Annotated in this window: 16 protein-coding genes and 1 pseudogene; 5 read left to right on the top strand and 12 right to left on the bottom strand. The window is 73.2% G+C overall.

All coding sequences use genetic code 11. The features are described from left to right. Positions 1 to 11: 11 nt before the first annotated feature. The 5 genes from ACH4EB_RS15220 to ACH4EB_RS15200 form a co-directional block, all read right to left on the bottom strand. A complete protein-coding gene (locus ACH4EB_RS15220) occupies positions 12 to 1709 on the bottom strand; it encodes an ABC transporter family substrate-binding protein (protein WP_398347904.1) in 1698 nt (565 codons plus the stop codon). A gap of 78 nt (positions 1710 to 1787) precedes the next feature. Continuing rightward, on the bottom strand, positions 1788 to 4319 hold the full coding sequence (locus ACH4EB_RS15215) for a dipeptide ABC transporter ATP-binding protein (RefSeq protein WP_398347903.1): 2532 nt from the start codon (positions 4317 to 4319) through the stop codon (positions 1788 to 1790). Next, on the bottom strand, positions 4316 to 5392 hold the full coding sequence (locus ACH4EB_RS15210; protein WP_398347902.1) for an ABC transporter permease: 1077 nt from the start codon (positions 5390 to 5392) through the stop codon (positions 4316 to 4318). Before ACH4EB_RS15210 ends, ACH4EB_RS15215 begins: the two co-directional genes overlap by 4 nt. Next, positions 5392 to 6372 carry an ABC transporter permease gene (locus ACH4EB_RS15205; RefSeq protein WP_398347901.1) on the bottom strand — a complete coding sequence of 327 codons (981 nt, stop codon included), beginning with the start codon at positions 6370 to 6372 and terminating at the stop codon, positions 5392 to 5394. Before ACH4EB_RS15205 ends, ACH4EB_RS15210 begins: the two co-directional genes overlap by 1 nt. Before the next feature lie 225 nt (positions 6373 to 6597). Next, on the bottom strand, positions 6598 to 7719 hold the full coding sequence (locus tag ACH4EB_RS15200; RefSeq protein WP_398347900.1) for an ADP-ribosylglycohydrolase family protein: 1122 nt from the start codon (positions 7717 to 7719) through the stop codon (positions 6598 to 6600). A gap of 219 nt (positions 7720 to 7938) precedes the next feature. Between ACH4EB_RS15200 and ACH4EB_RS15195 the strand changes: the two genes are divergently transcribed. Beyond that, a complete protein-coding gene (locus tag ACH4EB_RS15195; protein ID WP_030021897.1) occupies positions 7939 to 8199 on the top strand; it encodes a hypothetical protein in 261 nt (86 codons plus the stop codon). Positions 8200 to 8272: 73 nt separating this feature from the next. On the opposite strand, the gene ACH4EB_RS15190 is transcribed toward ACH4EB_RS15195, so the two are convergent. From ACH4EB_RS15190 to ACH4EB_RS15180, 3 genes are all read right to left on the bottom strand, one after another. Beyond that, positions 8273 to 11113, bottom strand: coding sequence for a tetratricopeptide repeat protein (locus tag ACH4EB_RS15190; RefSeq protein ID WP_398347899.1), 2841 nt, complete (start codon positions 11111 to 11113; stop codon positions 8273 to 8275). Positions 11114 to 11260: 147 nt separating this feature from the next. Next, entirely contained in the window at positions 11261 to 13903 is a 2643-nt protein-coding gene (locus tag ACH4EB_RS15185; RefSeq protein ID WP_398347898.1) for a bifunctional FO biosynthesis protein CofGH, read from the bottom strand. A gap of 283 nt (positions 13904 to 14186) precedes the next feature. After that, a complete protein-coding gene (locus ACH4EB_RS15180) occupies positions 14187 to 15011 on the bottom strand; it encodes a TIGR03619 family F420-dependent LLM class oxidoreductase (RefSeq protein WP_398347897.1) in 825 nt (274 codons plus the stop codon). Between the two features lie 202 nt (positions 15012 to 15213). Between ACH4EB_RS15180 and ACH4EB_RS15175 the strand changes: the two genes are divergently transcribed. Further along, positions 15214 to 16752, top strand: a complete 1539-nt coding sequence (locus ACH4EB_RS15175; protein ID WP_398347896.1) for a CehA/McbA family metallohydrolase — start codon at positions 15214 to 15216, stop codon at positions 16750 to 16752. Positions 16753 to 16774: 22 nt separating this feature from the next. Continuing rightward, positions 16775 to 16981, top strand: a pseudogene (locus tag ACH4EB_RS15170) (hypothetical protein); the annotation flags it as partial. A gap of 104 nt (positions 16982 to 17085) precedes the next feature. On the opposite strand, the gene ACH4EB_RS15165 reads toward ACH4EB_RS15170, so the two are convergent. Then, a complete protein-coding gene (locus ACH4EB_RS15165; RefSeq protein ID WP_398347895.1) occupies positions 17086 to 17868 on the bottom strand; it encodes a polysaccharide deacetylase family protein in 783 nt (260 codons plus the stop codon). 387 nt (positions 17869 to 18255) lie between these two features. Here ACH4EB_RS15165 and ACH4EB_RS15160 point away from each other — a divergent pair, with 387 nt between their 5' ends. Further along, complete coding sequence (locus ACH4EB_RS15160) at positions 18256 to 19473, top strand: sensor histidine kinase (protein ID WP_398347894.1); 1218 nt, start codon at positions 18256 to 18258, stop codon at positions 19471 to 19473. Next, entirely contained in the window at positions 19470 to 20174 is a 705-nt protein-coding gene (locus tag ACH4EB_RS15155) for a response regulator (protein WP_398347892.1), read from the top strand. The genes ACH4EB_RS15160 and ACH4EB_RS15155 overlap by 4 nt, the downstream gene beginning before the upstream one ends. A gap of 110 nt (positions 20175 to 20284) precedes the next feature. Here ACH4EB_RS15155 and ACH4EB_RS15150 read toward each other — a convergent pair whose 3' ends face one another. The 3 genes from ACH4EB_RS15150 to ACH4EB_RS15140 form a co-directional block, all read right to left on the bottom strand. After that, positions 20285 to 21862, bottom strand: coding sequence for an APC family permease (locus ACH4EB_RS15150; protein WP_398347891.1), 1578 nt, complete (start codon positions 21860 to 21862; stop codon positions 20285 to 20287). A gap of 237 nt (positions 21863 to 22099) precedes the next feature. Next, the gene (locus ACH4EB_RS15145; protein WP_398347890.1) at positions 22100 to 23590 is read right to left on the bottom strand and encodes an aldehyde dehydrogenase family protein; all 1491 of its coding nucleotides are present in this window, start codon (positions 23588 to 23590) and stop codon (positions 22100 to 22102) included. Next, positions 23587 to 25317, bottom strand: a complete 1731-nt coding sequence (locus ACH4EB_RS15140; RefSeq protein WP_398347888.1) for an amidohydrolase family protein — start codon at positions 25315 to 25317, stop codon at positions 23587 to 23589. Before ACH4EB_RS15140 ends, ACH4EB_RS15145 begins: the two co-directional genes overlap by 4 nt. Positions 25318 to 25330 lie beyond the last annotated feature (13 nt).

Genomic DNA, 25330 nt, shown 5'->3' with positions numbered 1-25330 from the left:
GGCGCGGCGGGCTACGCCGTGTAGCCGATCCGCTCGTAGATGATGTCGGCCATCCCCTGGGCCCCGAGGTTGGCCAGGGTCTTCTTGGCCGCGGTGATCTCGGGGAGCTGGTAGGTGGGCAGCACGCCCGCGATCCGCCATGCCTCCGCGTCGGCCTCGTTGACGGCCTCCAGGGCGGCCGCCCGGCCGGTGCTGCGGCTCGCCTTGTCCAGCAGGTCGTCCAGCTTCGCGCTGCCGGTCTTGGAGTCGTTGCCGCCGCCGTCGCGGGCGTAGGTACCGCTGGAGCCGGTCGCGGGGAACGGCGTGCGGGAGAAGCTGTAGGGCGCCACGTCGTAGTCGCCCGGGGTCAGGTACTTGTCGAAGAACTCGTTGACGGGCACCGTCCGGATGTCGAGCCGGACGCCTGCCTGAGCCCACATCTGGGTGAGGATGGTGGCCTCGTTCTTCGAGGCGGGCTGGCCGGTGGGGATCAGGAAGCGCAGCTTCAGTTCCTCGCCGCCTTTCTTGCGGACCGTGCCGTCCAGCTTCCAGCCGGCCTCGTCCAGCAGCCGGGCGGCGCCCTTCGGGTCGTACGTGCCGAGGTCCCCGGCGTTGTTCCGGTAGCCCTTCTGGCTGGGCACCAGGAAGTGGTTGTTCAGCGGCCGCGCCTCCCAGTTGAGGCCCTTGACGCTGGACTTCACGAGCGTCTCGCGGTCGGTGGCCTTGAACAGCGCCCGGCGCACCCTCGGGTCGCTGAGCTTCGGGCTCCTGCCGTTGAAGGTCAGGTGCCGGTAGTTGGGCCCGCCGGCTTCCCGGATCTCCCCCGTCTTCACACCGGACGCCTGCTTGAAGGCGGCCACTCCGGCGTTCAGGTCGAAGTAGTCGATCTCGCCGTTGGCGTAGGCGGCGGGCATCGACTCGGTCGTCATCGCATGGAAGACGATCTTGTCGAGTTTCGGCTTCTCACCCCACCACGCGGGGTCGGGGACGAGGGTGACGGTCTGCGCGGTCCGGTCGATGCCGCCGAGCTTGTACGCGTTGGCGGTGACCGGGATCCGGTTGAGGTAGCCGGTGGTGAAGCCCTTGGCGTCGGCCATGTACTTCGCCGGGTAGAGCGGGGTGTTGTTGGGCGCGCCGAACAGGGCACGCCAGTCCGCGTACGGCTTGCCGAAGGTCAGGACGGCCTCGTGGTCGTCCTTGCCCCGGCGTACGGACGCCACGTCCTCGTACCCCGCCGGGGAACCGACCTTGAACGCCGCGTCCTTGCGGCTCAGCGCCCGTACGTTGGCCGCCAGGTCCCGGTAGGTGACCGGGGTGCCGTCGGACCACTTCGCCCGGGGGTTCAGGTGGTACGTGACGACCTGCTTGCCGCCCTCCGTACGGCTGGCGGCGTCCAGCAGGAACGCCTTGTTGGGCACCTGCTCACCGTTGGGCGCCGAGTGCCACAGGGACGGCATCACGGCCTCGACGACGGCGTTGGTGGCGGCCTGGTTGCCGTCCGTCTCCATCTCGTTGAACTGCACCGGGAACTGGTCTATCGCCCAGTTCAGCGTGCCGCCCTGCTTGAGCTGCGCCGGGTCGGTCCGGTTGATGTCCAGCGCGGTGGTCTTCGGCGGCGGTTTCGGCCTGCCGTCCCCCCGCTCGTCGTCCGGCCCACCGCAAGCGGTCAGCGCCAAGGACGACACCACGGCGGTGGCGACGAGAGCGAGCGGCACTCTGGAGAGCTTCATTGCGAAGACGTTCCCTTTCTCGACTGGACTGACGAAAACACAGGGCGGGCGCAGTACGGGAGGTGTTCTTCAGCCTCCTCAGGGCGGTGCCGGGGCGGATGACGCGTAGTGGCAGGCGGCTTCGTGGCGGGGCGCGTGGGGGCGGGGTGCATGGGGGCGGGGTGCCTCGGGGCGGGACGCCTCGGGGCGGGGCGCTCCGGGGGGCGCTGGGCTGCGGTCCGGGGTCTGCCGGTCGGCTGTTCCGTCGCGGGGCGCGACGGGGCCCGGTTGCGGGTCCTGTTCCTGGCAGCGCCGCTGTTCCGGGGCGCCGAGCGTCGCGTAGAGCGGGCAGCGGCCGCGGAACCGGCAGCCCGACGGCACGTCCGCCGGGCTCGGGGGATCGCCGCCCAGCAGGACGCGGGTACGGGCGCGCTCCTTGCGCGGGTCGGGCAGCGGTACGGCGGACAGCAGGGCCCGCGTGTACGGGTGCGCGGGCGCAGCGAACACGTCCGCGGTGTCCCCCGACTCCACGATGCGGCCCAGGTACATGACCGCGACCCGGTCGGCGGTGTGCCGTACGACGGACAGGTCGTGGGCGACGAGCAGGTAACTCAGGCCGAGCCGGGCCTTCAGCTCGTCCAGCAGGTTCAACACACCGGCCTGCACGGACACGTCGAGCGCGGAGACCGGCTCGTCCAGCACCAGCAGCCGCGGCTCCAGCGCCAGGGCGCGCGCGACGGCGATGCGCTGGCGCTGGCCGCCGCTGAACTCGCGCGGGTAGCGGCCGGCGTCGGCGGCCGTCAGACCGACCGTCTCCAGCAGGGCGGGCACGCGGGCGGCGATCCGGTCCTTGGGCCAGCGGTGGGTGCGCAGCGGCTCGGCGAGGATGTCACCGGCCGGCATCCGCGGGTCGAGCGCGGCCGTCGGATCCTGGAAGACGATCTGGAGGTCACGGCGCAGGCTCCGGCGCGCGGCGCGGTCCAGTTCCCGTACGTCCCGGCCGAAGAGGCGGACGGTGCCCGCCTGCCCGGCCGCCAGGTCCATGACCTCCATCAGGGTGGTGGTCTTGCCGCACCCGGACTCACCGACCAGGGCGAGCGTCTCCCCTTCCCGTACGACGAGACTGATCCCGTCCACGGCCCGCACGGTGCCGATGGTGCGCTTGACGAAAGTCCCCCGGGTGAGCGGGAAGTGCTTGACGAGCCCGTCGATCTCCAGGAGGGCGGGGGGTGTGGGCGGGGCGGGTGGTGTGGTTCCCGCTCGCCCCCCTTGGGTAACCCCCGGCTGGGGGGACGGGGGCGTTCGATTCGCCCCTGTAGGCGCGCGATCCGCGCGGGCCGGGCCTGGCCACGCGAGTGTGGCCTCCGCGTCGGGGGGCCTGCCGGAGGACGCGTCGGAGGGCGTGCCGGGGCCGGACGGCGCGGTTCGCGCTCGCCCCCCTTGGGTAACCCCCTGCTGGGGGGACAGGGGCGTTCGATTCGCCCCCATAGGCGCGCGATCCGCACAGCCAGGCTCCGCCCCCGCAGCCTCTTCCCCAGCCCCCGCAGCCGCTCCCTCAGCCCCCACACCCCCCTCCGCATGCCCCTCCCCCACCCCCGCGAAGATTCCCGCCCGCGGCAGCGCCCCCCGCGCGATCTCCTCGCCGCGGTGGCAGGCGGCGGAGTGGGTGGTGCCCACGGCCGGGGCCGGGGCGGGTTCCGTCTCGTGGCAACGGGCCACGGCGACGGGGCAGCGTGGGGCGAACGGGCAGCCGGGCGGGAGTGCCGTCAGGGGCGGCGGGGTGCCGTGTACGGGCACCAGGGGCGCGTCCGAGGGCCTGTCCAGCCGGGGAGTGGCGCCCAGCAGGCCGACGGTGTACGGCATCCGGGGCCGGTAGTAGATCGCGTCGACCGTGCCGGCTTCCACCGGCCGCCCCGCGTACATGACCTGCACCCGGTCCGCGAACCCGGCGACCACGCCCAGGTCGTGGGTGATCAGGACGACCGCGGCGCCGGTCACCTCCCTGGCGGTCCGCAGGACGTCCAGGACCTGCGCCTGGATGGTGACGTCCAGGGCGGTGGTCGGCTCGTCCGCGACGATGACCTTCGGGTCGTTGGCGATGGCCATGGCGATCACCGCGCGCTGCCGCATCCCGCCGGAGAACTCGTGCGGGAAGGCGTCGGCGCGGCGGTGCGGATCGGGAATGCCGACGAGGCCGAGGAGTTCGACGGCGCGGGTCCGCGCGGCCTTGCGGCCGAGGTCCTGGTGGACGCGGAGTGCCTCGACGAGCTGGCTGCCGACGCTGTAGACGGGCGTGAGGGCGGACAGCGGGTCCTGGAAGACCATGCTGATGCCGTTGCCGCGGATCCTGGACAGCGCGACGTCGTCGAGGCCGGTCAGTTCCCGGCCGTCCAGTTCGACGGAGCCCCGTACCTCGGCGCCGTCCGGGAGCAGCCCGAGGACGGCCTGCGCGGCGGCGGACTTGCCCGCGCCGGACTCCCCGACGATGCCGAGCACCTCGCCGGGCCGTACGGCGTAGCTCAGACCGCGTACGGCGTGTACGGGGCCGCTCTCGCCGGGGAAGGTGACGTGCAGGTCGGTGACCCGGAGGGCGGCGCGTGCGGCCGTGGGATCGGGGTGCTGTCCGGTCACCGGCGCCCTTCCGTGGGCGCGCCGCCGACCGTACGGGGCCCGCGCCGCGTACGCCGCTTGGCACGGGCCTGCGCTCCCGCCGCTTCGGGGTCGAGCGCGTCCCGCAGCCCGTCGCCGATGAAGGCGAGGGCGACGCCGATGAGCACCAGGCAGCCGGCGGGGAAGAAGAACAGCCACGGGTAGCTCGCGGCCATGTTGGTGTGGTCGGCGATGACCGTGCCGAGCGACACGTCCGGCGGCTGCACCCCGAATCCGAAGTACGACAGCCCGCTCTCCCCGATGACCGCGGCCCCGGCCTGGACGACCGCGTCGATGATCAGCAGGGAGGCCATGTTGGGCAGGATGTGCCGGAAGACGATCACCGGCCCGGGTACCCCCAGGTACCGGGCGGCCTTGACGTATGCGCGTTCCTTGAGCGTGAGCGTCACGCTGCGGACCACCCGCCCGGTGATCATCCAACTGAAGGCGGCCAGCAGCACGACGAAGACCGGCCAGCCGGAGCCGCGCACGAGCGGCGACAGGACGGCGACGACCAGGAACGCCGGCATCACCAGCAGCAGGTCGACACACCCCGTCAGGACGCGGTCGGTCCAGCCGCCGAAGTACCCGGCGAAGGCGCCCACCACGGCCGACAGGAAGGTGCACAGCACGCCCGCGAGGAGGGCGATGACGAGGGACTTCTGGAGTCCGCGCAGGGTGAGCGCGTACAGGTCCAGGCCGCTCTGGGTGGTGCCCCACCAGTGGTCGGCGGACGGGCCGGACAGGAAGTTGAGGAAGTCGTGGGTGCGGTGGTCCCAGGGGCTCAGCAGCGGGCCGGCGTACGCGGCGAGGAAGAGCAGGACGAGCAGCGCCAGCCCGGCCGACGCGAGCCGGTTGCGCGCGAAGCGGCGCGCGGTGAGGCGGGCGCGTGACGGGCGGGGGTGGCCGGGCGTGCAGTGCTGTGACGGGCCGGGCCGTGACGGGCCGGGCTGTGACGGGCCGGGCTGCGTCGTGTGGTGCCGCGCCGTGCGGCGGTCGCGGTCCCGTGGCGTACGGCCGGTCCGCGCCGTGCGGCCGGCGCCCGCGTGACGCATCACCGCACCCGTACGCGGGGGTCCAGGGCCGCGTACAGGAGGTCCGAGAGCAGTCCGGCGGCCAGCACCAGTACGGCGGTGAACAGGCCCACCGCGGCGACCGCGTTGACGTCCTGTCCGGCGACCGCGTCGACGAGCAGTTCGCCCATGCCGTGCCAGCCGAAGGTCTTCTCGACGAACGTGGCGCCGGCGAAGAGCAGCACGATGTTGTAGACCAAGAGCGGGACGACCGGGAGGACGGCCGTGCGCAGTCCGTGCCGTATCAGCGCGGTACGGCGGCGCAGGCCCTTGGCGCGGGCGGTGCGCAGGAAGTCGGCGCCGAGCACGTCCAGCATGGTGTTGCGCTGGTAGCGGCTGTAGAGGGCGACCTGCACGATGATCAGGGTCAGGGCGGGCAGCAGCATGTGCTGGGCGCGGTTGAGGAGTGCGGCGGGGTCCCAGCGGCCGGCGTACTGCGCGTCGTACTCGCCGAGGACTTTGATGGTCTGCGTGCCGTCGTTGAGGGCGGTGGCCCCGATCTTCAGCGCGACGCCGACCACGAACACCGGCATGGCCAGTACGAAGAACGAGGCGAGGGTGGAGAACCGGTCGAAAAACCGGTACTGGCGGATCGCGCCGTACGCGCCGACGGCGACACCGAGGGCCGAGCCGACGAAGGTGGCCAGGAGCAGCAGCCGGGTGCTGACACCGACCCGGCGGCCGAAGTCGTCGTTGAGCGAGTCGCCGGAGACGGTCCGGCCGAGGTCGCCGTGGACGAGGTCACCGGCCCAGCGTGCGAAGCGGGTCATCACCGGGGTGTCCGGGTTCATGTTGACGTCGTCGAGGGTCCGGGTGACGGAGGCCTCGGGCAGCGGCGGGTTGCGGTTCTCGAACCGGGCGCGCGGGTTCAGACTCAGCCCGGCGAGGACGTACGTCAGGGACGCCGCCACGGCCACCAGGACCAGATAGCCGGCCAGCCTGCGCAGCAGGTAGCGGCCCATGGTCTCGTCCCCCCTCGTACGCTTGCGGTACGGGCCGCCCCCGGCCCTCTGGGCTGTTCTCGCATGCGCGGGGCGGGTTTGTCGACCAAGTCTCCCCCAAAGCGGGACAATGCGAACGGCCTTGGCGCGCAGGTGACTTCACGTCCGACGCACACGCCGTACGGGTGCACGGGCGTACCCGCATACGGGTATACGGGGGCGCGGCACATCCGTCCCTCGGCAGGGTCACGCGCGCGGGTACCGCTCCAGCCACCCCGGCGCGGAGTTCCCCGGCCCGTGCAGCGCCGGGCCCTGCGTCATCTCCATGGCGAAGTCGTCGGCGAGCTGGAGGATCGTCGCCCGGCCCTCCACCTCGGCCAGCCACCCGGGCGGCAGCGCCGTCTCGCCGTGCAGCGTGCCCAGGAGGTTGCCGCAGATGGCGCCGGTCGAGTCGCTGTCACCGCCGTGGTTGACCGCCAGCAGCAGCCCGTGCCGGACGTCCTCGGCGACCAGCGCGCAGTACACGCCGATCGCCAGGGCCTCCTCGGCCGTCCAGCCCTCGCCCAACGACTCCACGCGGGCGGGCGTCGGCATGCCCTGCCGTACGGCGCCCAGCGCCCCCTTGAGCGCGTCACCGGTCTCCTCGTGGCCGGGCCGGGTGGCCAGGTGGGCCAGGGCCTTCTGCACGGCACCGTCCAGGTCCTCACCCCGGGCCAGCGAGTGGGTGATCACCGCCAGGGCGCCGGCCGCGAGGCAGCCGGTCGGGTGGCCGTGCGTCTGGGCGGCGCACTCGACGGCGAGCTGGAAGACGAGCTGCGGCTCCCAGCCGACCAGCAGCCCGAACGGCGCCGAGCGCATCACCGCGCCGCACCCCTTGGAGCCCGGGTTCTTGGGCTTGTCCAGCGTGCCCATCACCTCGTCACCGAGCCCGGACAGGCAGGCCCGGCCGGGCGCCCGCCGCGCGTACAGCCATTCCTCGCGCGCGAGCCAGCCGTCGTCCTTCCGGCGCTCGTCGGGGCCCCAGTCGCGCTGGGTGGCGGCCCAGCGCAGGTAGGCGCGGTGCACGTCGGTGGGCGGGTGCCAGGCGCCGGTGTCGCGCCGCACCTGGGCCCGGATCAGTCCGTCGACGGTGAACAGGGTCATCTGCGTGTCGTCGGTGACCCTGCCACGCCGCCCGAAGGCCGGTACGTAGTCCGTCACACCGTCCTGGCCGTGCGCCGCGCGGATCGCGTCCAGCGAGTCGAACTCGATGCCCGCGCCGAGCGCGTCACCGATCGCCCCGCCCAGCAGGCAGCCGCGTACCCGGCTGCGGAAGTCCTGCTGTTCGGCCCGGCCCCAGATGGCCGTGCCGCCTGCCGCTGCGCTCACTTCGGTCCCTCCCCGTGGCCCACCACTTCCCTTACGGGGCCCTTACGCTCCCCCTGCCGCAGCACTGTAATCGACCATGAACAGTCAACTCCGGGCAAGGAGCGCTATGCCACCGGTCACCCCGGTGGCGGCTTTTGATCACTACGTCCCCGATCAGCACAGTCGTGCCCGCCGCGCACCGAGGTCATACGACCGGGCCGCCGTGGGAATGCTCCCCGCATGCCCGACTTCGAGTGGGACCGCACCGCCATGGCCACCGTGGCCTGCGCCCTGGCCGGTGACAGCGACGGTGCCGTGGAACTCCTCCGGCCGCTCTCCCAGCGCGACGTGTGCCAGATCACCGTCCGGCTGGCCGCGATGGCGGCCGACGCGCTCATCTCCGCCGCCGAGGACACCGGCGGCGACCGCGCGGAAGCGCTGGCGCAGTGGCAGCAGTGCATCCTCCAGCACGAGGCGGAGGCGGAGACCGGGGACGGATGAGGGACCGGCGGAGCCGGTCACGGCATGGCGGGCCGATGGAGCCGGTCACGGCGCGGCGGGGCGGCGGAGCCGGTCACAGGCTCGCGCAGGCGGCTTCCGCCATCCGTCGCAGGAGTACGCGGTGGATCGCCTCGAACCGGCCGGTGACCGTTGCGTCCCGTTCCGTCCACAGTGCCGCCAGGTCCCGCAGCCCGAACTCCGCCTCGGCCGTGCGCTCCCAGGGCGTGCCGTCGCCGAGCAGCCCGGCGAGCGTGGTCCGCGCGCCCGTCCAGTCGGCGAGGGCGCACCGGCTGACGAGCGCGACGGCGGCGGGGCCCGTGAAGCCGTCACCGTCCGTCGGCCGGGCCTCCGCGTCCCGCAGCGCCTCCCAGGCGGGCGCGGATGCCCGTACCCCGCGCTCTGCGGCGGTGAGCAGCGCGGACTCGTACCGGACCAGCAGGTCGTCCGGTGCGGCGGCGGAGGCCGCCTCGACGGCTTCGCGCGCCGCGTCCAGCCGTCCCGCCCGGCGCAGGCATCCGGCGCGCGCGGCCAGGAAGACGGCCCGGGGACCGTCCGGCGCCTCCGGCGCGGCGGTCCGGCCGCAGCCGGCGAGGGCCCGGTCGTAGTCGGCGAGGGCTTCGTCCTCCGCGCCCAGGAGCTGATGCGCCTTGGCGCGGCGGGCGTGGAGCCAGGGATCGGCCGGCCCGAGGGCGGCCACCCGGCCGAAGTCCGCCACCGCCTCCGCGAGCCGCCCCGCGAGGAGGGCGACCCGCCCGCGGGCCCCGGCGGCCCAGGCGTACGACGGGTTGACGGCCAGCGCCCGGTCGAACTCCGCCAGCGCCTGCGGGTACCGGCCCATCGCGCGGTAGGTCATGCCCCTCTCGGCCATCGCCCAGGCGTAGTCCGGGTGCAGCTCGATGGCGTGTGCCAGCACCGCCAGGGCCTCCTCGTGGCGCCCCAGGTGGCGCAGGCAGACAGCGCGGCTGCCGTGCGCCGGGGGGTAGCGCGGATCGAGTTCCAGTGGCCGGTCGAACGCGGCCAGCGCTTCCTCGTACCGGCCCATGAGGCGGTTGACCTCGCCGAGGTGGAAGGCCGCGGAGACCGAGCCCGGGTCGAGTTCCAGGGCACGGGCGAAGTCCTGGACGGCGGGCTCGAAGTCGCGCCGGTACCGGTGGGTCAGCCCCCGGCCCACGAGCGCGTGGACGTCGTCCGGCGCCAGCTCCAGGCACCGGCCGAAGTCGGCGAACGCCTGCTGCCAGTTCTCGGCCTTGCGGTGTTCGCGGCCGCGCAGGCGGTGGATCAGTACCTGTTCCGGCAGGTCGAGGCCGGGCCGGGCGAGCAGCACGGTGAGCGCCTGCGCCGGCCCTTCCGGCCCGTCGAGCGCGGCCGTCAACCGCGCGCCCCAGTCCCGGGCTTCCGGTGCGTCCGCGTCCTTCCCCGCCTGCCGTACGGTCTCCGCGACCAGCCGTACGGCGGGCGGCTCGTACTGGGCGGTGCGGGTGACCTCGGACAGGGCCTCGGCCAGGAACACCCGCGGGTCGGCGCACAGCGCGTGGTAGATCTCCCGCAGCCGGAACTCGCGCCACCGCCCGTCCCGGCGGCACTCGGCCGGCCCCCGGTCGCCCGCGCACTCCTCCCGCCACCGCCGCGCCGCGGCCGCCAGCCGCCCGTGCCGCTCGGCCCAGACGCGCGGCGAGCGGCGGCGCTGGAGGCGCAGCATCGCCGTACGTACCACCTCGTGGTACTGCCACCGGCCGCCGCGGCCGGTGACGAACGGCAGCGCGCACAGCCATCCGAAGTGGTCGGCGGCCGCGGCGTCGACCGCCTCCCGGTACACGTCCTCGTCCAGGTGGCGCGGCAGGGCTGCCGCCAGCGCGGCTTCTCTCCGTACGGGGTCGGTCTCCCACTTCAGGAAACGTTCGACGGCGGTGTCGCTGGGGTCGTCGACCGCCTCCGCCGCGTGCGGCCGGTTCTCGGCCAGGGTGGACACCAGGACCGGCAGGCGGCCGGTCAGCCGCAGGATCACCTCGACGGTCTCCGCGTCGGTGATGTCCCGGGCCGCCAGGAACCGCCGGGCCTCGGCCTCCGTGAAGGCGTCCAGCGGTACGTCCGTGACGTGGTCGAGGTGGTCGGCCCAGCAGCTCGGGTCCAGCGCGTCCCGGCCGGAGAGGGTGACCATGACGTTCGGCGCGAGCGGGCCGTAGCGGTCGCTGAAGAGGACGTCGCGCAGCCAGGTGTCCAGGAGCGGGCCGGTCGCCTCGTGGGTGTCGAAGAAGAGCGCCAGTACGGGCACGGTGTCGGCGGCCTCGCCCAGCTCCCGCACGAAGACCGGGGTCAGCACCTCGACCGGGGACAGCACCAGCCGTACGTCGTCGTGATTGCGCAGCCGGGCGCCGATGCGGCCGCGCAGCCGGTCGGTGCCCCGGGCGAGCTGGGTGGTGTCCATCGCGCCGGCGAGGGGCCCGGCGCCCGGGATCAGGCCCATGCCCGCCACTCCCGCCCGGGCGATGAGCATGCTGCCGGGCGAGGGCGGCGCCTCGCCGCCCGGTTCGTCCGGCCCGGCGAGCGCCGCCTCGGCCTCGTGCCGCCGCTCCCGGTAGGTGGCCAGCAGCTTGTCGAAGGACTTCAGCGGGCTGCCCTGGCGGCCCAGCCGGGCACTGATCTCGGCCATCGCCTCGGGGACGCCGTGCACCGACTCGTCGGTGTACACGGTCAGCGCGCCCCGCTCGCGTGCCATCTGCTCGAAGCGCTGCACCAGGGAGGTCTTTCCGACGCCCCCTTGACCGCGCAGGTGGTGCAGGAACCGGAAGTCCGGGTCGGCCGGGTCCCGGGCGAGGTTGGCGCGGAACGCGGCCAGTTCGCCGTCGCGGCCGACGAAGCCGTCCCCGCGCCGGGCCCGGATCAGCTCTTGCCGCGACAGCCGTCCGCGGTGCACCGCTCACCTCCCGGCCCGCGTCCCCCGGCGGGCTCCTGAGGCGTAACCGTAGCGCCACGCCGGCGCTCCGCGTAGCGCCCCGGCCGCCGTGGGGACCCGCGTCACCGCCCCGGCCGGGCGCTCCGGCCGGGGTCATGACACGGGCTCCTACTCCACCACCGGCAGCAACTCCGGCAGATGCCCGTCCGATGCCAGCGCCGCCGCCTCGCGCTCCGGGGGGACCGGCCCGTACGACGTCGTGCGGGCGCGCGACGGGCGGCCCGCGGCGTCCGCGATGGCGACCAGGTCCCGGATGGAGCGGTAGGACCCGTAACTGGAGCCCGCCATGCGGGAGATGGTCTCCTCCATCAGGGTGCCGCCGAGGTCGTTGGCGCCGGAGCGGAGCATCTCGGCGGCGCCTTCGGTGCCCAGCTTGACCCAGCTCGTCTGGATGTTGGGGATGTGCGGGTGGAGCAGGACGCGCGCCATGGCCGTGACGGCGCGGTTGTCGCGGGTGGTCGGGCCGGGCCGGGCGATGCCGGCCAGGTAGACGGGCGCGTTGGTGTGGATGAACGGCAGTGTCACGAACTCCGTGAAGCCGCCGGTCTCCTGCTGGATCTCCGCCAGCAGCCGCAGATGGCCGAGCCAGTGCCGGGGCTGGTCGACATGGCCGTACATCATCGTGGAGGACGAGCGCAGGCCCAGCTCGTGGGCGGTCTTGATGACCTCGACCCAGGTGGCGGTGGGCAGCTTGCCCTTGGTCAGCACCCAGCGGACCTCGTCGTCGAGGATCTCGGCGGCGGTGCCGGGGATGCTGTCCAGCCCGGCGGCCTTGGCCTCGCCCAGCCACTCGCGGATGGACAGTCCGGTGCGGGACGCGCCGTTGACGACCTCCATCGGCGAGAAGGCGTGGACGTGCATGCCGGGGACGCGTTCCTTGACCGCGCGCGCGATGTCGAAGTACGCGGTGCCGGGCAGGTCGGGGTGGATGCCGCCCTGCATGCAGACCTCGACCGCGCCGACGTCCCACGCCTGCTGGGCGCGGTCGGCGACCTGGGAGAGGGAGAGGGTGTAGGCGTCGGCGTCCGTACGGCGCTGGGCGAAGGCGCAGAAACGGCAGCCGGTGTAGCAGACGTTGGTGAAGTTGATGTTGCGGGTGACGATGTACGTGACGTCGTCGCCGACCGTGGCGCGGCGCAGGTCGTCGGCGATGCCGCACAGCGCGTCCAGCGCCGGGCCGTCGGCGTGCAGCAGGGCCAGCGCCTCGGCGTCGGTGAGCTTGGTGGGGTCGTCGGCGGCCCGCGCCAGGGCGGCACGGACGTCCGTGTCGATCCGCTCGGGCGCCATGCCGGGGGCGGCGGCCTCGCGCAGCGCGTCCCAGTCGCCGTACACCTCGTCGAAGTCGTCGCGCCGGTCGGTGGTGCGGCCGTCCGTGTCGATGGTGCGGTGCAGGTCCGTACGGCCCGCTCCGCTCATGGAGAAGCCTTCGTCGGGCTCCTGCCAGGGGCGGCCCTCGACCTTCGCGTCCGGGCGGGCGAGGCCGGTCTCCGGGTCGGCCAGGGCGCGGACGTGCGGCAGCAGGCGCGGGTCCAGCCAGGGCTCGCCGCGCTGGACGTACTCCGGGTAGACGGCGAGCCGCTCGCGCAGCTCGAAGCCGGCGGCGGCGGACTTCTCGGCCAGCTCCTCGATCCGGGGCCAGGGCCGCTCGGGGTTGACGTGGTCGGGCGTCACCGGGGAGACGCCGCCCCAGTCGTCGATGCCCGCGTCGATGAGCAGCGCGTACTCGGAGTCGACCAGGTTGGGCGGCGCCTGGAGGCAGCCGGACGGCCCCAGGATGAGCCGGGCGACGGCGACCGTGGCCGCGAGGTCCGCCAGCTCCGCGTCGGGCATGCCGCGCATCGCCGTGTCCGGCTTGGCGCGGAAGTTCTGCACGATGACTTCTTGGATGCCGTGGTAGGCGCGCTGCACCTTGCGCAGCGCGAACAGCGACTCGGCGCGCTCCTCGTGCGTCTCGCCGATGCCGATGAGCAGCCCGCTGGTGAACGGCACGTTGGAGCGCCCGGCGTCCTCCAGGACGCGCAGCCGGACGGCCGGTTCCTTGTCGGGGGAGCCGTGGTGCGGGCCGCCGGGCTCGCTCCACAGGCGCTCGGCGGTGGTCTCCAGCATCATGCCCATCGACGGGGCGACCGGCTTGAGGGTCTGGAAGTCCGTCCAGGACAGCACGCCCGGGTTGAGGTGGGGCAGCAGTCCCGTCTCCTCCAGGATGCGGATCGCGATCGACCGTACGTACGCGATGGTCGAGTCGTACCCCTCGGCCTCCAGCCACTCGCGCGCCTCGGGCCAGCGGTCCTCCGGCTTGTCGCCGAGCGTGATCAGCGCTTCCTTGCAGCCCAGTTCGGCGCCGCGGCGGGCGATGTCCAGCACCTCGTCCGGGGACATGAACATGCCGTGGCCGGCGCGGCGCAGCTTGCCGGGGACGGTGGCGAAGGTGCAGTAGTGACACTTGTCCCGGCACAGGCGGGTGAGCGGGATGAACACGCTTTTGGAGTACGTGATGACACCGGGCCGGCCGGCGGCCGCCAGGCCGGCGTCGCGCACCCGGGCGGCGGACGCACACAGGTCCCGCAGGTCGTCGCCGCGCGCCTGGAGCAGCACCGCGGCCTCGGCGACGTCGAGCGCGACGCCGTCGCGGGCGCGCTTGAGGGCGCGGCGCATGGCGTTGGCGGTGGGGGCGGTGGCGGAGGAGGGCGTGCCGGTGGGGACCGCCACCCGGTCCGTCCCCTGCCCGGGTACCTGCGCGCTGCTAGTCATCCAACGAGCATACGAGCGACCACCGACAGCGCCGCCGACCGGATGGCCTGCGACGGTGTGCCACTGATCACGTCAGGCGGAGGTTCCCTCCGGAGCCGCGGCGGGCAGCCTGGGCGGGCGGAGTCCGGCCGTACGGAGGCACAGCGCTCCCCCGTGCCGGGAACCGGTCCCGCCCTCGGAGCCAGTGCCTCACCTCAGAGCCGGAACCTCACCACAGCACCCGTGCCTCTCCCCGGATCCGGCGCCTCACCACAGGTCGGCGCCTCATCTCAGAGCCCGTGACTCACAAATACTGCGCGTACTCGTCCAGCGTCCGCAGCACCTCCGCCTCCTCCGCCGACGGCAGCCCCACGACGACCTCCGCCAGCCCCAAGTCCCGCAGTTTCGCCAGCTTCCCGGCCGACGGCTGCACCGCGTACGGCACCACGACCGGCTCACCGCTCCGGCCCGCGTCCGTCCACGCCTGCCGCAGGGCCGGCAGCGCCTCCGCGAGTCCCGCGCCGCCGATCGGCAGCCAGCCGTCCGCGTACTCCGCGATGCCCGCGAAGAGCCGGGGTCCCGGCGCGCCGCCGACCAGCGTGCGCGGCGCACCCTTGACCGGCTTCGGGTGCGCCAGGCTGGCCCGTACGGAGGCGAACCGGCCCTGGTAGGCGGTCGGCTCGTCCGCCCACAGGGCCCGCATCAGCAGCATCCGTTCCCGCACCAGTTCACGCCGGGTCGGCCAGTCGACCCCGTGGTCGGCCGCCTCCTCCACGTTCCAGCCGTACCCCACGCCCAGCGTGAACCGCCCGCCCGACAAAAAGTCCAGCGTGGCGACCTGCTTGGCCAGCGCGATCGGGTCGTGCTGGGCGACGAGGGTGACGCCGGTGGCGACCGTCAGCCGTTCGGTGACGGCGGCGGCCTGGCCCAGGGCCACGAACGGGTCGAGGGTGCGCCCGTACTCACGGGGCAGCGGCTCGCCCATGGGGGCGGGCGTGTCACGGCTGGCCGGGATGTGGGTGTGCTCGGGGAGATAGAGCCCGGCGAAACCGCGCTGCTCCAGTTCCCGGGCCAGCCGGTCGGGCCGGACGGTCTCGTCGGTCAGGAAGATGGTGGTCGAGATCCGCATACTGGGCGTACCTCCGCGTCGGCAGTGCTCCCTTCCTACCCCCGGGAAAGGGCAGCGTCCATGAGGCGCCGGTGCGGTGGCCGCCGAACGCGCCACACGAGAGCGTCTCTGCCCCGCCCCCTTCCCTTGACCGCCCGTTCACGCCTCAATACGAGAGTTCGCCACGCCGATTTCCTCACACCGACCCCGAAAGCGGTGCCCCATGTGCGACGACGACAGAACCAGCGGTCCGTTCGGGCGCCGCGCCCTCCTGATGACGGGAGCCGCCGCGGCGCTTACGGTGAACGGTGTGAGCTTCGCGGCGGCCGACGACGGCGGCGGGCCCGCGCAGGGCGCCGCCCGCACCGGCGAGGAGACCCGCAAGGTCACCGGCCGGCTGCCCACCGGCGCCCCCGACTACGTCCACCTCCCCGTGGAAGTCCCGCACGGCGTACGCGAGATCGCCGTCTCCTACACCTACGACCGGCCCGCCACCCCGCCCGGCACCGCGGGCAACGCCTGCGACATCGGCATCTTCGACGAGCGCGGTACGGACCTGGGCGGGCGCGGCTTCCGTGGGTGGTCGGGTGGCGCCCGTACGGAATTCTTCCTGCGCGCCGACGACGCCACGCCCGGCTATCTCCCCGGCCCCGTCAACCCGGGCACCTGGCACGTCGTCCTCGGCCCGTACACCGTCGCCCCGCAGGGCCTCACCTATGAAGTGACCATCACCCTCCGCCACGGCCCCCGGGGCACCCCCCGCACCCCCACCTACCCACCCCAACGCGCCAAGGGCCGCGGCCGTTCCTGGTACCGGGGCGACAACCACCTCCACTCCGTCCACTCCGACGGCAAGCGCACCCCCGCCCAGATCGCCGCCCTGGCCCGCGCCGCCGGCCTGGACTTCCTCACCACCACCGAGCACAACACCACCGCCGCACACTCCGCCTGGGACGGACTGTGGGGCGATGACCTGCTCATCCTCACCGGCGAGGAGGTCACCACCCGCAACGGCCACGTGGTGGCGATGGGCACCGACCCCGGCGTCTTCATCGACTGGCGCTACCGTGCCCGCGACGGCGCCTTCCCCCGCTTCGCCCGCCGCATCCACCGCGCGGGCGGCCTGGTCGTCCCGGCCCACCCGCACGCCACCTGCATCGGCTGCAACTGGAAGTTCGGCTACGCCGAGGCGGACGCGGTGGAGATCTGGAACGGCCCCTTCACCCTCGACGACGAGGTGGCCGTCGCCGAGTGGGACAACGCCCTCGTCACCCACGCCCACGGCCGGGGCCGCTTCCTCCCCGGCGTCGGCCACAGCGACGCCCACCGCGACCCGGACGTGATCGGCCTCCCCCAGACCGTCGTGCTCGCCGACGACCTCTCCCGCGACGCGATCCTCGACGGCATCCGGGCGGGCCGCGCCTACCTCGCCGAATCCTCCGCCCTCACCCTCACCTTCACCGCCACCGGCCCCCAGGGCCAACACGCCACCATCGGCGGCCGCCTCCCCGTTCCCGCCTCCACCCCGGTCACCCTCCGCCTCCACGTCACCGGCGCACCCCCCGACAGCAGCATCCGCTTCCTCACCGACCAGGGCCGGCTCTTCACCACCCCCCTCCCCACCTCAGGCACCGCCACCTGGCACACCACCCCGGCGAACGCCGCCTACGTCCGCGCGGAGGTCCGCCATCCGCCCACCGCCCCCGGCGCCCCGGGGCCGATGGCGGCCATGACGAATCCGGTGTTCCTGGGGCGGGCTTGATCTCGGGGATCACGAAGCCGCTGCGGAGACCGCGCTTCCCGAGGCGGATTCCCGGCGCGAATCGATCGGCGGCTACGACGCCTCGGCGTACCTCTTCCACATCGCGCACATGCTGGACGAGTTCAAGGACCTGACCGGCTCGATCAAGGCCCTGACCAGCTTCCTGAAGGCGCAATCCGGCCAGGAACGCCAGGGCCGTGTCCACTCCCACGCCCTCCTGGCCCAGCGGCACGGGTGGTCGCGGAGATGAAGTCCTGAGCGCGGCGACCCCACCACACAGCCCCCTGCTCCCACTGAACACCGCTCAGCCCGCCGGCGGTGGCGGCAGGGTGTTCACGGGCGGTAGACCGTGCCGGGCTGTGGGGTGGCCGGTGCCAGCAGGTGGGGGACCGTGACGAAGGTGTAGCCCCGGTGGCGGAGTTCGGTGATGATGTCCGGCACGGCGGGGATGGTTCCCGCGTAGCGCTCGTGCAGCAGGATGATTCCGTCGCGTTCGGTCTGGGCGAGGACTCGCTTCTTGATCAGAGCGGTGTCGGTGGTCCGGTAGTCCTTGGCGGTGACACTCCACAGGATCTGTGACAGGCCCAGTTTCTTCAGGACGTCGGATACGCGGTCGTTGGTGGCGCCGCCCGGCGGGCGTATCAGGGTCGGGTAGTGGCCCGTTATCTTCCTGACGTCCTCCTGGACCGGGGCGGTCTCGTCGCGGATCTGGTCGGGGGTGAGTGCGGTGAGGTCTTCGTGCGACCAGGTGTGGTTGGCGATCTCGTGGCCCTCGTCGGCCATCCGGCGCACGGTGTCCGGGTAGGTGTCGGTGTGGCCCTTTCCCTGGAGGAAGAAGGTGGCCGGCACCTTCTCCCGCCGGAGGAGGTCCAGCAGTTTCGGGGTCGGTTCGCTGGGGCCGCCGTCGAAGGTGAGCGCGACGCACTTGTCGGTGCGGCAGTCGACCGGCTGGAGGCGTTCGGCGTCCTGCTTCGTCCCTTCCCGGGCTTCCGCGGGGGAGACGACACCGGTCAGGGTGCTACAGCCGGCGAGGACCGTGAGGGTGACGGCGGCGAGCAGTGGCGCGCCCGCCCTTCTCGCACGTCGGGCGGCGGCGGAATTCCCGGAACAGATCATGAAAGGAACGGTAGGGAGCGGAATGCTGCTGCGGCTTCGGCGGAAGGTCGGTAATGGGTGGGGCGACGGAGCCAAAGGATGAGCCGCGGTGGTGGAATTCATTTCGTGGCATTCACTTGGGTGGGGGGAGGGCTTTTGCTGGTGCGGAGTATTGCGCCGGTGGTGGGAGCAGGTACCGGGCAGTGGAAAGTGGGCCCTTACGGGAACGCGACGGCGCAAGATCGGCATGTTCGGCGACGAGGTGACGAAAGGATGAGTCAGGGGGAGGTGGCACATACTTAGGTACCGGGAGGCAGGCACGTACTTAGGTAGGGGAATAGACGTGTGCGTAATCCCGCCGCCGTCCTGAGCGGATGCCGGGACGCCGAAGACGTATGCTTTACGGCTGTGAGCTGGAAAGCGATGGACCCTGCCCGGCGCAGCCGAATCATCGACGCACTGGCCGTCGTCGGGGCCGCCGCCCTTTCGGTGGCCGCGGGCTACGCGAATTCCGCGGCCGCGGGCGACCCGAAGGGCGTATGGCTGCATCCGGGGCTCACGTCTTTCATGCCCCTGTCGGTGGACCATGTCCTCCCGCCACCGCTCAAGGGGCACGCGGATCTGCTGGTTCCGCTGGTGGGCAGCGTGCTGTTGTGGTGGCGCCGCCGGTGGCCGGTCCCGATCGCCGTGGTGCTGATGTTCCTGTCGATCAGTTGGCCGCTGCTTCCCGCGGCCCTCGTCGCCCTGTTCACCGTCGCCGCCACCCGTACCTCGCGGACCACCTTCTGCGTGACGGCGTTCTCCCTGCTGCCCTTCGCGCTGTACTTCGCACTGCACCCCTACCTCACCGACGTGAAGCTCTCCATCACGGCGCGCACGGGAGGCGCGCTGGTGGTCGTGCTGGTGGGCGCGGCGGTCGGCTGGGGGCTGTTCCTGCGGGTGCTGCACGAGAGCACCGAGCACGCCCGTACGGAGGCCGTCCTGCGCGCCGACCAGGTCCGCCAGCGCGAACGGGAATCGCTGGCACGCGAGATGCACGACGTGCTCGCGCACCGCCTGTCCCTGCTGAGCGTGCACGCCGGCGCCCTGGAGGTGAACCCCGGGGCGCCCGCCGACCAGGTCGGGCAGGCCGCGGCCGTCATCCGCTCCAGTGCCCACCAGGCGCTGGAGGACCTACAGGAGGTCCTCGGCGTGCTGCGCGCCCCATTGGCCGACACCACCCGTTCCGAGCCGCCCCAGCCGGTGCTCGCCGACCTGGCCCACCTGGTGCAGGAGTCCCGTACGGCCGGTATGCGGATCGACCTGGACGAGTCCGTCCCGGACAAGGAGGCCGTACCCATGGCGACCGGGCGGACCGCCTACCGGATCGTGCAGGAAGCGCTGACCAACGCCCGCAAGCACGCGCCCGGCCAGCCCGTGACGATCACGGTGCACGGAACGGCGGGCACGGGGCTGGCCCTGGAGGTGACCAACCCGGTGCCCGAGGACGCCAGGCCCCGCGTCCCCGGAAGCGAACTGGGGCTCATCGGCCTCCAGGAGCGCACGGCCCTGGTCGGCGGCGCCCTCACCTACGGCCTGCACGACGGGACCCACCGGATCCGGGCACGGCTGCCGTGGCCCGCATGATCCGCGTCCTGCTCGTCGACGACGACGCCCTCGTACGCGCGGGCCTGCGCATGATGCTCGCCTCCGCCGCCGACATCGAGGTCGTCGCCGAGGCCGCCGACGGCGGCGAGGTCGAGGCGCTGGCGGACCGGCACGCGCCCGACCTCGTCCTCATGGACATCCGGATGCCCACCGTCGACGGCCTGGACGCCACCCGCCGGCTGCGGGCCCGCCCCGACGCCCCCGAGGTCGTGGTGCTGACCACCTTCACCACCGACGGGTACGTCCTGCGCGCCCTCCAGGCCGGGGCCGCCGGCTTCCTCCTGAAGCACACCCACCCCGACCGGATCATCGACGCCGTGCGCCGGGCCGCGGCGGGCGAGCCGGTCATGTCCCCCGAAGCGCTGCGCCACCTGATCGGTACGGTCACGACCGGCTCTCCCGGGTCCTCCGCTCCGGCCCAGGCGCCGGCGCCCGCCCCCGCGGCCACACCGGCACCGGGCCAGGACGCCGAGGCCCGGCATCTGCTCGGCCTCCTCGGCGACCGTGAGCTGGAGGTCGCCGTCGCCATCGGCCAGGGCAAGACCAACGCCCAGATCTCGGCCGAGCTGTACATGAGCGTTCCGACCGTCAAGTCCCACGTTTCGCACATCCTGGCCAAGTGCGGCTTGAACAACCGCGTGCAGATCGCCCTGCTGGTGTACCGATCCGGCAGAGTCTGAGCGCCCGGGCCGGCGGCGGCCGGGCCGCAAGAACCGGTATGCCGGCCGCAGGAGCCGTATGCCGGGCCGCGAGAACCGGTGTGCCGGGCAGGGGGGGCCGGACACCGCCCCTACTCCTCCACCACCATCGCCGGCGTCGACCGCGTCAGCACCTCGCCCCGGAAGAACGCCGGGCTGCGGCGCCGCATGACGAGCATGAGGACGAAACCGAGCAGGAGCAGGCCGACGCCGATGACGAAGACGGAGCCGACGCCGAGGACGGAGCTGCCGGAGCCGTAGGCCGGGTTCCACATGTCGGTGAGGGTCTTGAGGAAGACGGCGGTCAGGAGCAGGCCGCCGAGGGTGGGGAAGACGCCTTTGAAGAGCATGTCGCGGGCGGAGCCGCGCAGTTCGCGGCGGAAGTACCAGGCACAGGCGAAGGCCGTGATCGCGTAGTAGAAGCAGATCATGAGGCCGAGGGCGTAGATGGTGTCGACGAGGACGTTCTGGGACAGGAACGTCATGCCCGCGTAGAAGACGCCGGTGGCGATGCCCGCCGCGACGGTGGCGCGGCCCGGTGAGCGAAACCGCGGGTGGACGCGGGCGAAGGACGGCGGCAGGGCCTCGTACGCGCTCATCGCCAGGACCGTGCGGGCCACCGGGATGAAGGTGGTCTGGAGGCTGGCGGCGGCGGACGCGAGGACCGCGACGAAGAGGAGGACGCCGAGGACCGGGCCCATCACGGGGTGGGCGAGGGCGGCGAAGACGTTGTCGGCGGTGTCGGGGTTGCCCAGTCCCGGCGCCTCGGTGCCGACGCCGGAGTACATCTGGGCGGCGACGGCGGTCAGCAGGTACGAGCCGATGAGGACGGCCATGGCCAGGAGCGCGGCGCGGCCGGGGGTCCGGTCGCTGCCCGCGGTCTCCTCGTTGACGGTCAGGCAGGCGTCCCAGCCCCAGAACATGAAGATCGAGAGGGACAGACCGGCGGTGAAGGCCGAGAAGGACTGGACGGCGAAGGGGTTCAGCCAGCTCATCGAGAAGTGCAGGGAGCCGGTGAAGTCGCCGGCGCCCGCCGCGCCGAAGGCCATGGCCACGAAGCCGGCCAGCACGGCCAGTTGGAGGCCGACCAGCGCGTACTGCACGCCTTTGGTGGCGGTCATGCCGCGGTAGCTGACGGCCGTGGCGAGCGCGATGAAGGCCAGGCACGTCAGGACGTGGACGGTTGTGCTGCCGTCCAGGGCGGCGACGGCGTCGCTGCCGGTGAGTTCGCCGAGCAGGAGCCAGAAGAACGAGGTCGCGACGCCGGCGAGGTTGGAGAGGACGATGATCGTGGCGATCACCAGGCCCCAGCCGCACATCCAGCCGATGCGCGGGCCGAACGCCTTCACCGACCAGGTGAAGGAGGTGCCGCAGTCGGGGACGGCCCGGTTCAGCTCGCGGTAGGCGAAGGCGACCAGCAGCATCGGCAGGAAGCCCGCGAGGAAGACGGCGGGCATCTGGAGGCCGACCTCGCCGACGGTGGGGCCGAGCGTCGAGGTGAGGCAGTAGACGGGGGCGACGGTGGAGACACCGATGACGGCGCTGCCGAGCAGGCCGACGGAGTTGCCGCTCAGGCCCTTGCCGCGGGTCCCGCCGGTGTCGTCACCGGCCGTGCCGCCGGCCCTCGTTACCGTGTCTCCGGCCTGGGGCCGGGGGTCTGCCTGAACCATGAACAGGACGTTAAGCGCTGCTGTTTCCGCATCGGGAGGCTGAAGATCCCCCCTCGGCGAGCGGCGGAACCTTTGGTTCAGGGTGCACGGGCTGGCCGACGGCCGGAGATTGAAAGGCCGACGGCGCGTTACGGGCGGTAAGTTGAAGGTCGTACCGCTCGGTTCCGGACTGCGGGAACCGCAGCACCGTCCGGTTCGTCCCGTTTCAAAATTTTCCCGCCCGGTCTCCCGCCGGCCTCACCCCGGCCACACCACCGCCTGCACCTCGCTGTACGCGTGCAGCGCGTACGAGCCGACGTCGCGCCCCACCCCGCTGCGCTTGAAGCCGCCGAACGGCGCCTCCATGTTCCGGCCGACCGTGTTGACGCCCACCCCGCCCGCCCGCAACCGCCCCGCCACCCGGAACGCGCGCGCCACGTCCCCGGACCAGACGTAGTCCAGCAGGCCGTAGTCGCTGTCGCCGGCCAGCGCGACGGCCTCCTCCTCGTCGTCGAAGGGGAGGACGACGACCACCGGGCCGAAGATCTCCTCCCGTACGACGCGCATGGAGGGGGTGCAGTCGGCGAAGAGGGCGGGGGCCACGTAGAAGCCGCGCGGCAGGGGCGGGCGGTCGCCGCCGGTGACCAGGCGGGCGCCCTCCTCGCGGCCGAGGGCGATGTAGGACTCGACGCGGTCCCGGTGGGCGGCGGAGATCACCGGGCCGACGACCGTGTCCGGCGCGCCCGGGTCGCCCACCTTCAGGCGGCCCGCGTACCGGGCCAGCTTCTCCACCAGCGTGTCGTGGACGCCGCGCTGGGCGAGCACCCGCGTCGGCGCCGTACAGATCTGGCCGCTGTAGAAGGAGAACGTGGTGCCGATGCCGGCGACCGCCGCGTCCAGGTCGGCGTCGTCGAAGACCAGCGCGGCGCCCTTCCCGCCCAACTCCATGAGCTGGCGTTTCATACCGCGCCCGCAGACCTCGGCGATCCGCTGCCCGACGGCCGTGGAGCCGGTGAAACTGACCATGTCCACCTCCGGCGCGTCGACGGCGGCCTCGCCGACCGCCGGGTCCCTGCCGGTCACCAGGTTCACCACGCCGGGCGGCGCCCCGGCCTCGTCCAGGGCTTCCTGGAGCGCCTCGGCCATCCGGTGGACGGAGAGCGGGTCCTGCGGGGCGGGCTTGATGACGACGGTGTTGCCCATGGCCAGGGCGGGCGCGATCTTGCCCGCCGGGTTGGCCCAGGGGTTGTTGTAGGAGGTGATGCAGGTGACCACGCCGACGGGGCGGCGGACCGCGAGCGCGCCGAGGACGGCCGCCTTCCCGAACGGGCCCGCCTCGTTGATCTGCGGCGGCAGCGCCGTCTCGACGGGCTCCAGCGCTCCGCGCGCGTACCGCTCGAAGCGGGCGACGGCGACGCCGACCTGCATCGCACGGGCCGTCCCGGTGGTCGCCCCGGTCTCCGCGCGGGCGAGCCGGGTGAGCGGACCGAGGTCGCGCGCCAGGATCTCGGCGGTGCGGTCCAGCACCCGGGCCCGGGTCCCGGGCGCCGTGCGCGACCAGGGCCCGAACGCCTCGCGCGCCGCGCGGGCCGCCTCGTACGCCTGGTCGCGGCTCGCCTCCGCGGCCAGCCCGACGCTCTCCTCGGTCGCCGGGTCGATGACCTCGTAGTGCCCGTGCCCGGGTGCGGTCCACCCGCCGCCGATCAGCAGCCGCTCGGGCCGGGGCGCGGGCAGGCCCTGCGGGCTCACCGCGTACGCACCGTCTCGGTGTCCCGGCCCGACCGCAGCACCGTCCCCGGCACCGCCCCGGTCACCGCGCCGTCCCGGACCGTCTCGACGCCGTTGACCCGTACGCTCACCACGCCGGCCGCCTCGGAGTCCAGCCGCGGGCTGTCCCCCGGCAGGTCGTGCACCAGCCGGGCCGGGCCGGCGTCGATCCGCTCCGGGTCGAAGAGGACCAGGTCGGCGTGGTGGCCCACCGCGATGCGGCCGCGGTCGCGCAGCCCGAACAGCCGGGCCGGGTCGTCGGTCAGCATCCGTACGGCCGCCTCCAGCCCCACCAGCTTCCGGCCGCGCAGGCAGTCGCCGAGGAAGCGCGTCGTGTACGGGGCGCCGCACATGCGGTCCAGGTGGGCGCCCGCGTCGGAGCCGCCGAGCAGGACGTCCTCGTGCTGCCAGGTGCGCTGCCGCAGTGCCCAGCTCGCCGGGTCGTTGTCGGTCGGCATCGGCCACAGGACGGTACGCAGCTCGTCCTCGGCGCAGATCTCCACCAGGCAGTGGAAGGGTTCCAGCCCGCGTTCGGCGGCGATGTCGCCGACCACCCGGCCGGAGAGGCCCCGGTTCGCGGCGGAGTACGTGTCGCCGACGACGTACCGGGCGAAGTCCGTCAGCCGCCGGAAGACGCCCGCCTCCTCGCTCGCCGCGCGCCGCAGCATCTGCTCCCGTACGGCCGGGTCGCGCAGCCGGGCGATGCGGTCCGGTACGGGCAGGGCGAGGACGTCGCCCCAGCCGGGGATGAGGTTGAGGGCACAGAAGGTGCGCAGCGACATGTTCATGGGAGTCAGGATCGGCATGGTGAGGGCGACGATCCGCCCGCCGGCCCCACGGGCGCGCTCGCTCGCCTCCAGTTGCCGCGGCACCCGTTCCGGTACGGACGCGTCGATGGTCAGCACGTTCCAGTTCAGCGGGCGTCCGGCGGCGGCCGACATCCCGACGAGCAGGTCGATCTCCGCGTCCGCGAACCGGTCGAGGCAGCCGGCGACGATCGCTTCGAGCTGGGTGCCCTCGTGGTCGGCGACCGCGCGGGACAGGGCGAGGAGTTCGGCGGGCCGGGCGTGCCGGGAGGCGACCGGTTCGCCGTCGCCGTCGGAGTGGGTGGCGGACTGGGTGGTGGACAGGCCCCAGGCGCCCGCGTCCATCGCGTCGTGGAACAGCCGCAGCATGGCGTCGAGTTGTGCTGCGGTGGGCTGCCCGCCGATGGCGTCCGGGCCCATGACGTGGCGGCGCAGCGCGCAGTGGCCGACCATGAAGCCCGCGTTGACGGCGGTCCGGCCTTCCAGGGCGTCGAGGTACTCGCCGAAGGTGGACCAGTTCCACGGCGCGCCCTGCTCCAGGGCCGCCAGTGACATGCCCTCGACCCGGCTCATCATGCGGCGGGTGTAGTCGGCGTCGCCGGGCCGGTCCGGGTTGAGCGGGGCGAGGGTGAAGCCGCAGTTGCCGCCCGCGACGGTGGTCACACCGTGGTGCAGGGAGGGGGTGGCGTACGGGTCCCAGAAGAGTTGGGCGTCGTAGTGGGTGTGCGGGTCGACGAAGCCGGGGGCGAGGACCAGGCCGTGGGCGTCCTCGGTGGTTCTGGCGGGGTCGGTGATCCGGCCGACGGCGGCGATCCGCCCTTGATGGACGGCGAGGTCGGCCTCGTACGCGGGGGCGCCGGTGCCGTCGACGACGGTGGCGCCCTTGATCAGGTGGTCGAGCATCCGGGTCCCTTTC

The sequence above is a fragment of the Streptomyces sp. NPDC018045 genome (assembly GCF_044327445.1).
GTDB lineage: Bacteria > Actinomycetota > Actinomycetes > Streptomycetales > Streptomycetaceae > Streptomyces.
Note: the sequence above shows the minus strand (reverse complement) of the source record. Positions and strands in the feature narration are given on the sequence as shown.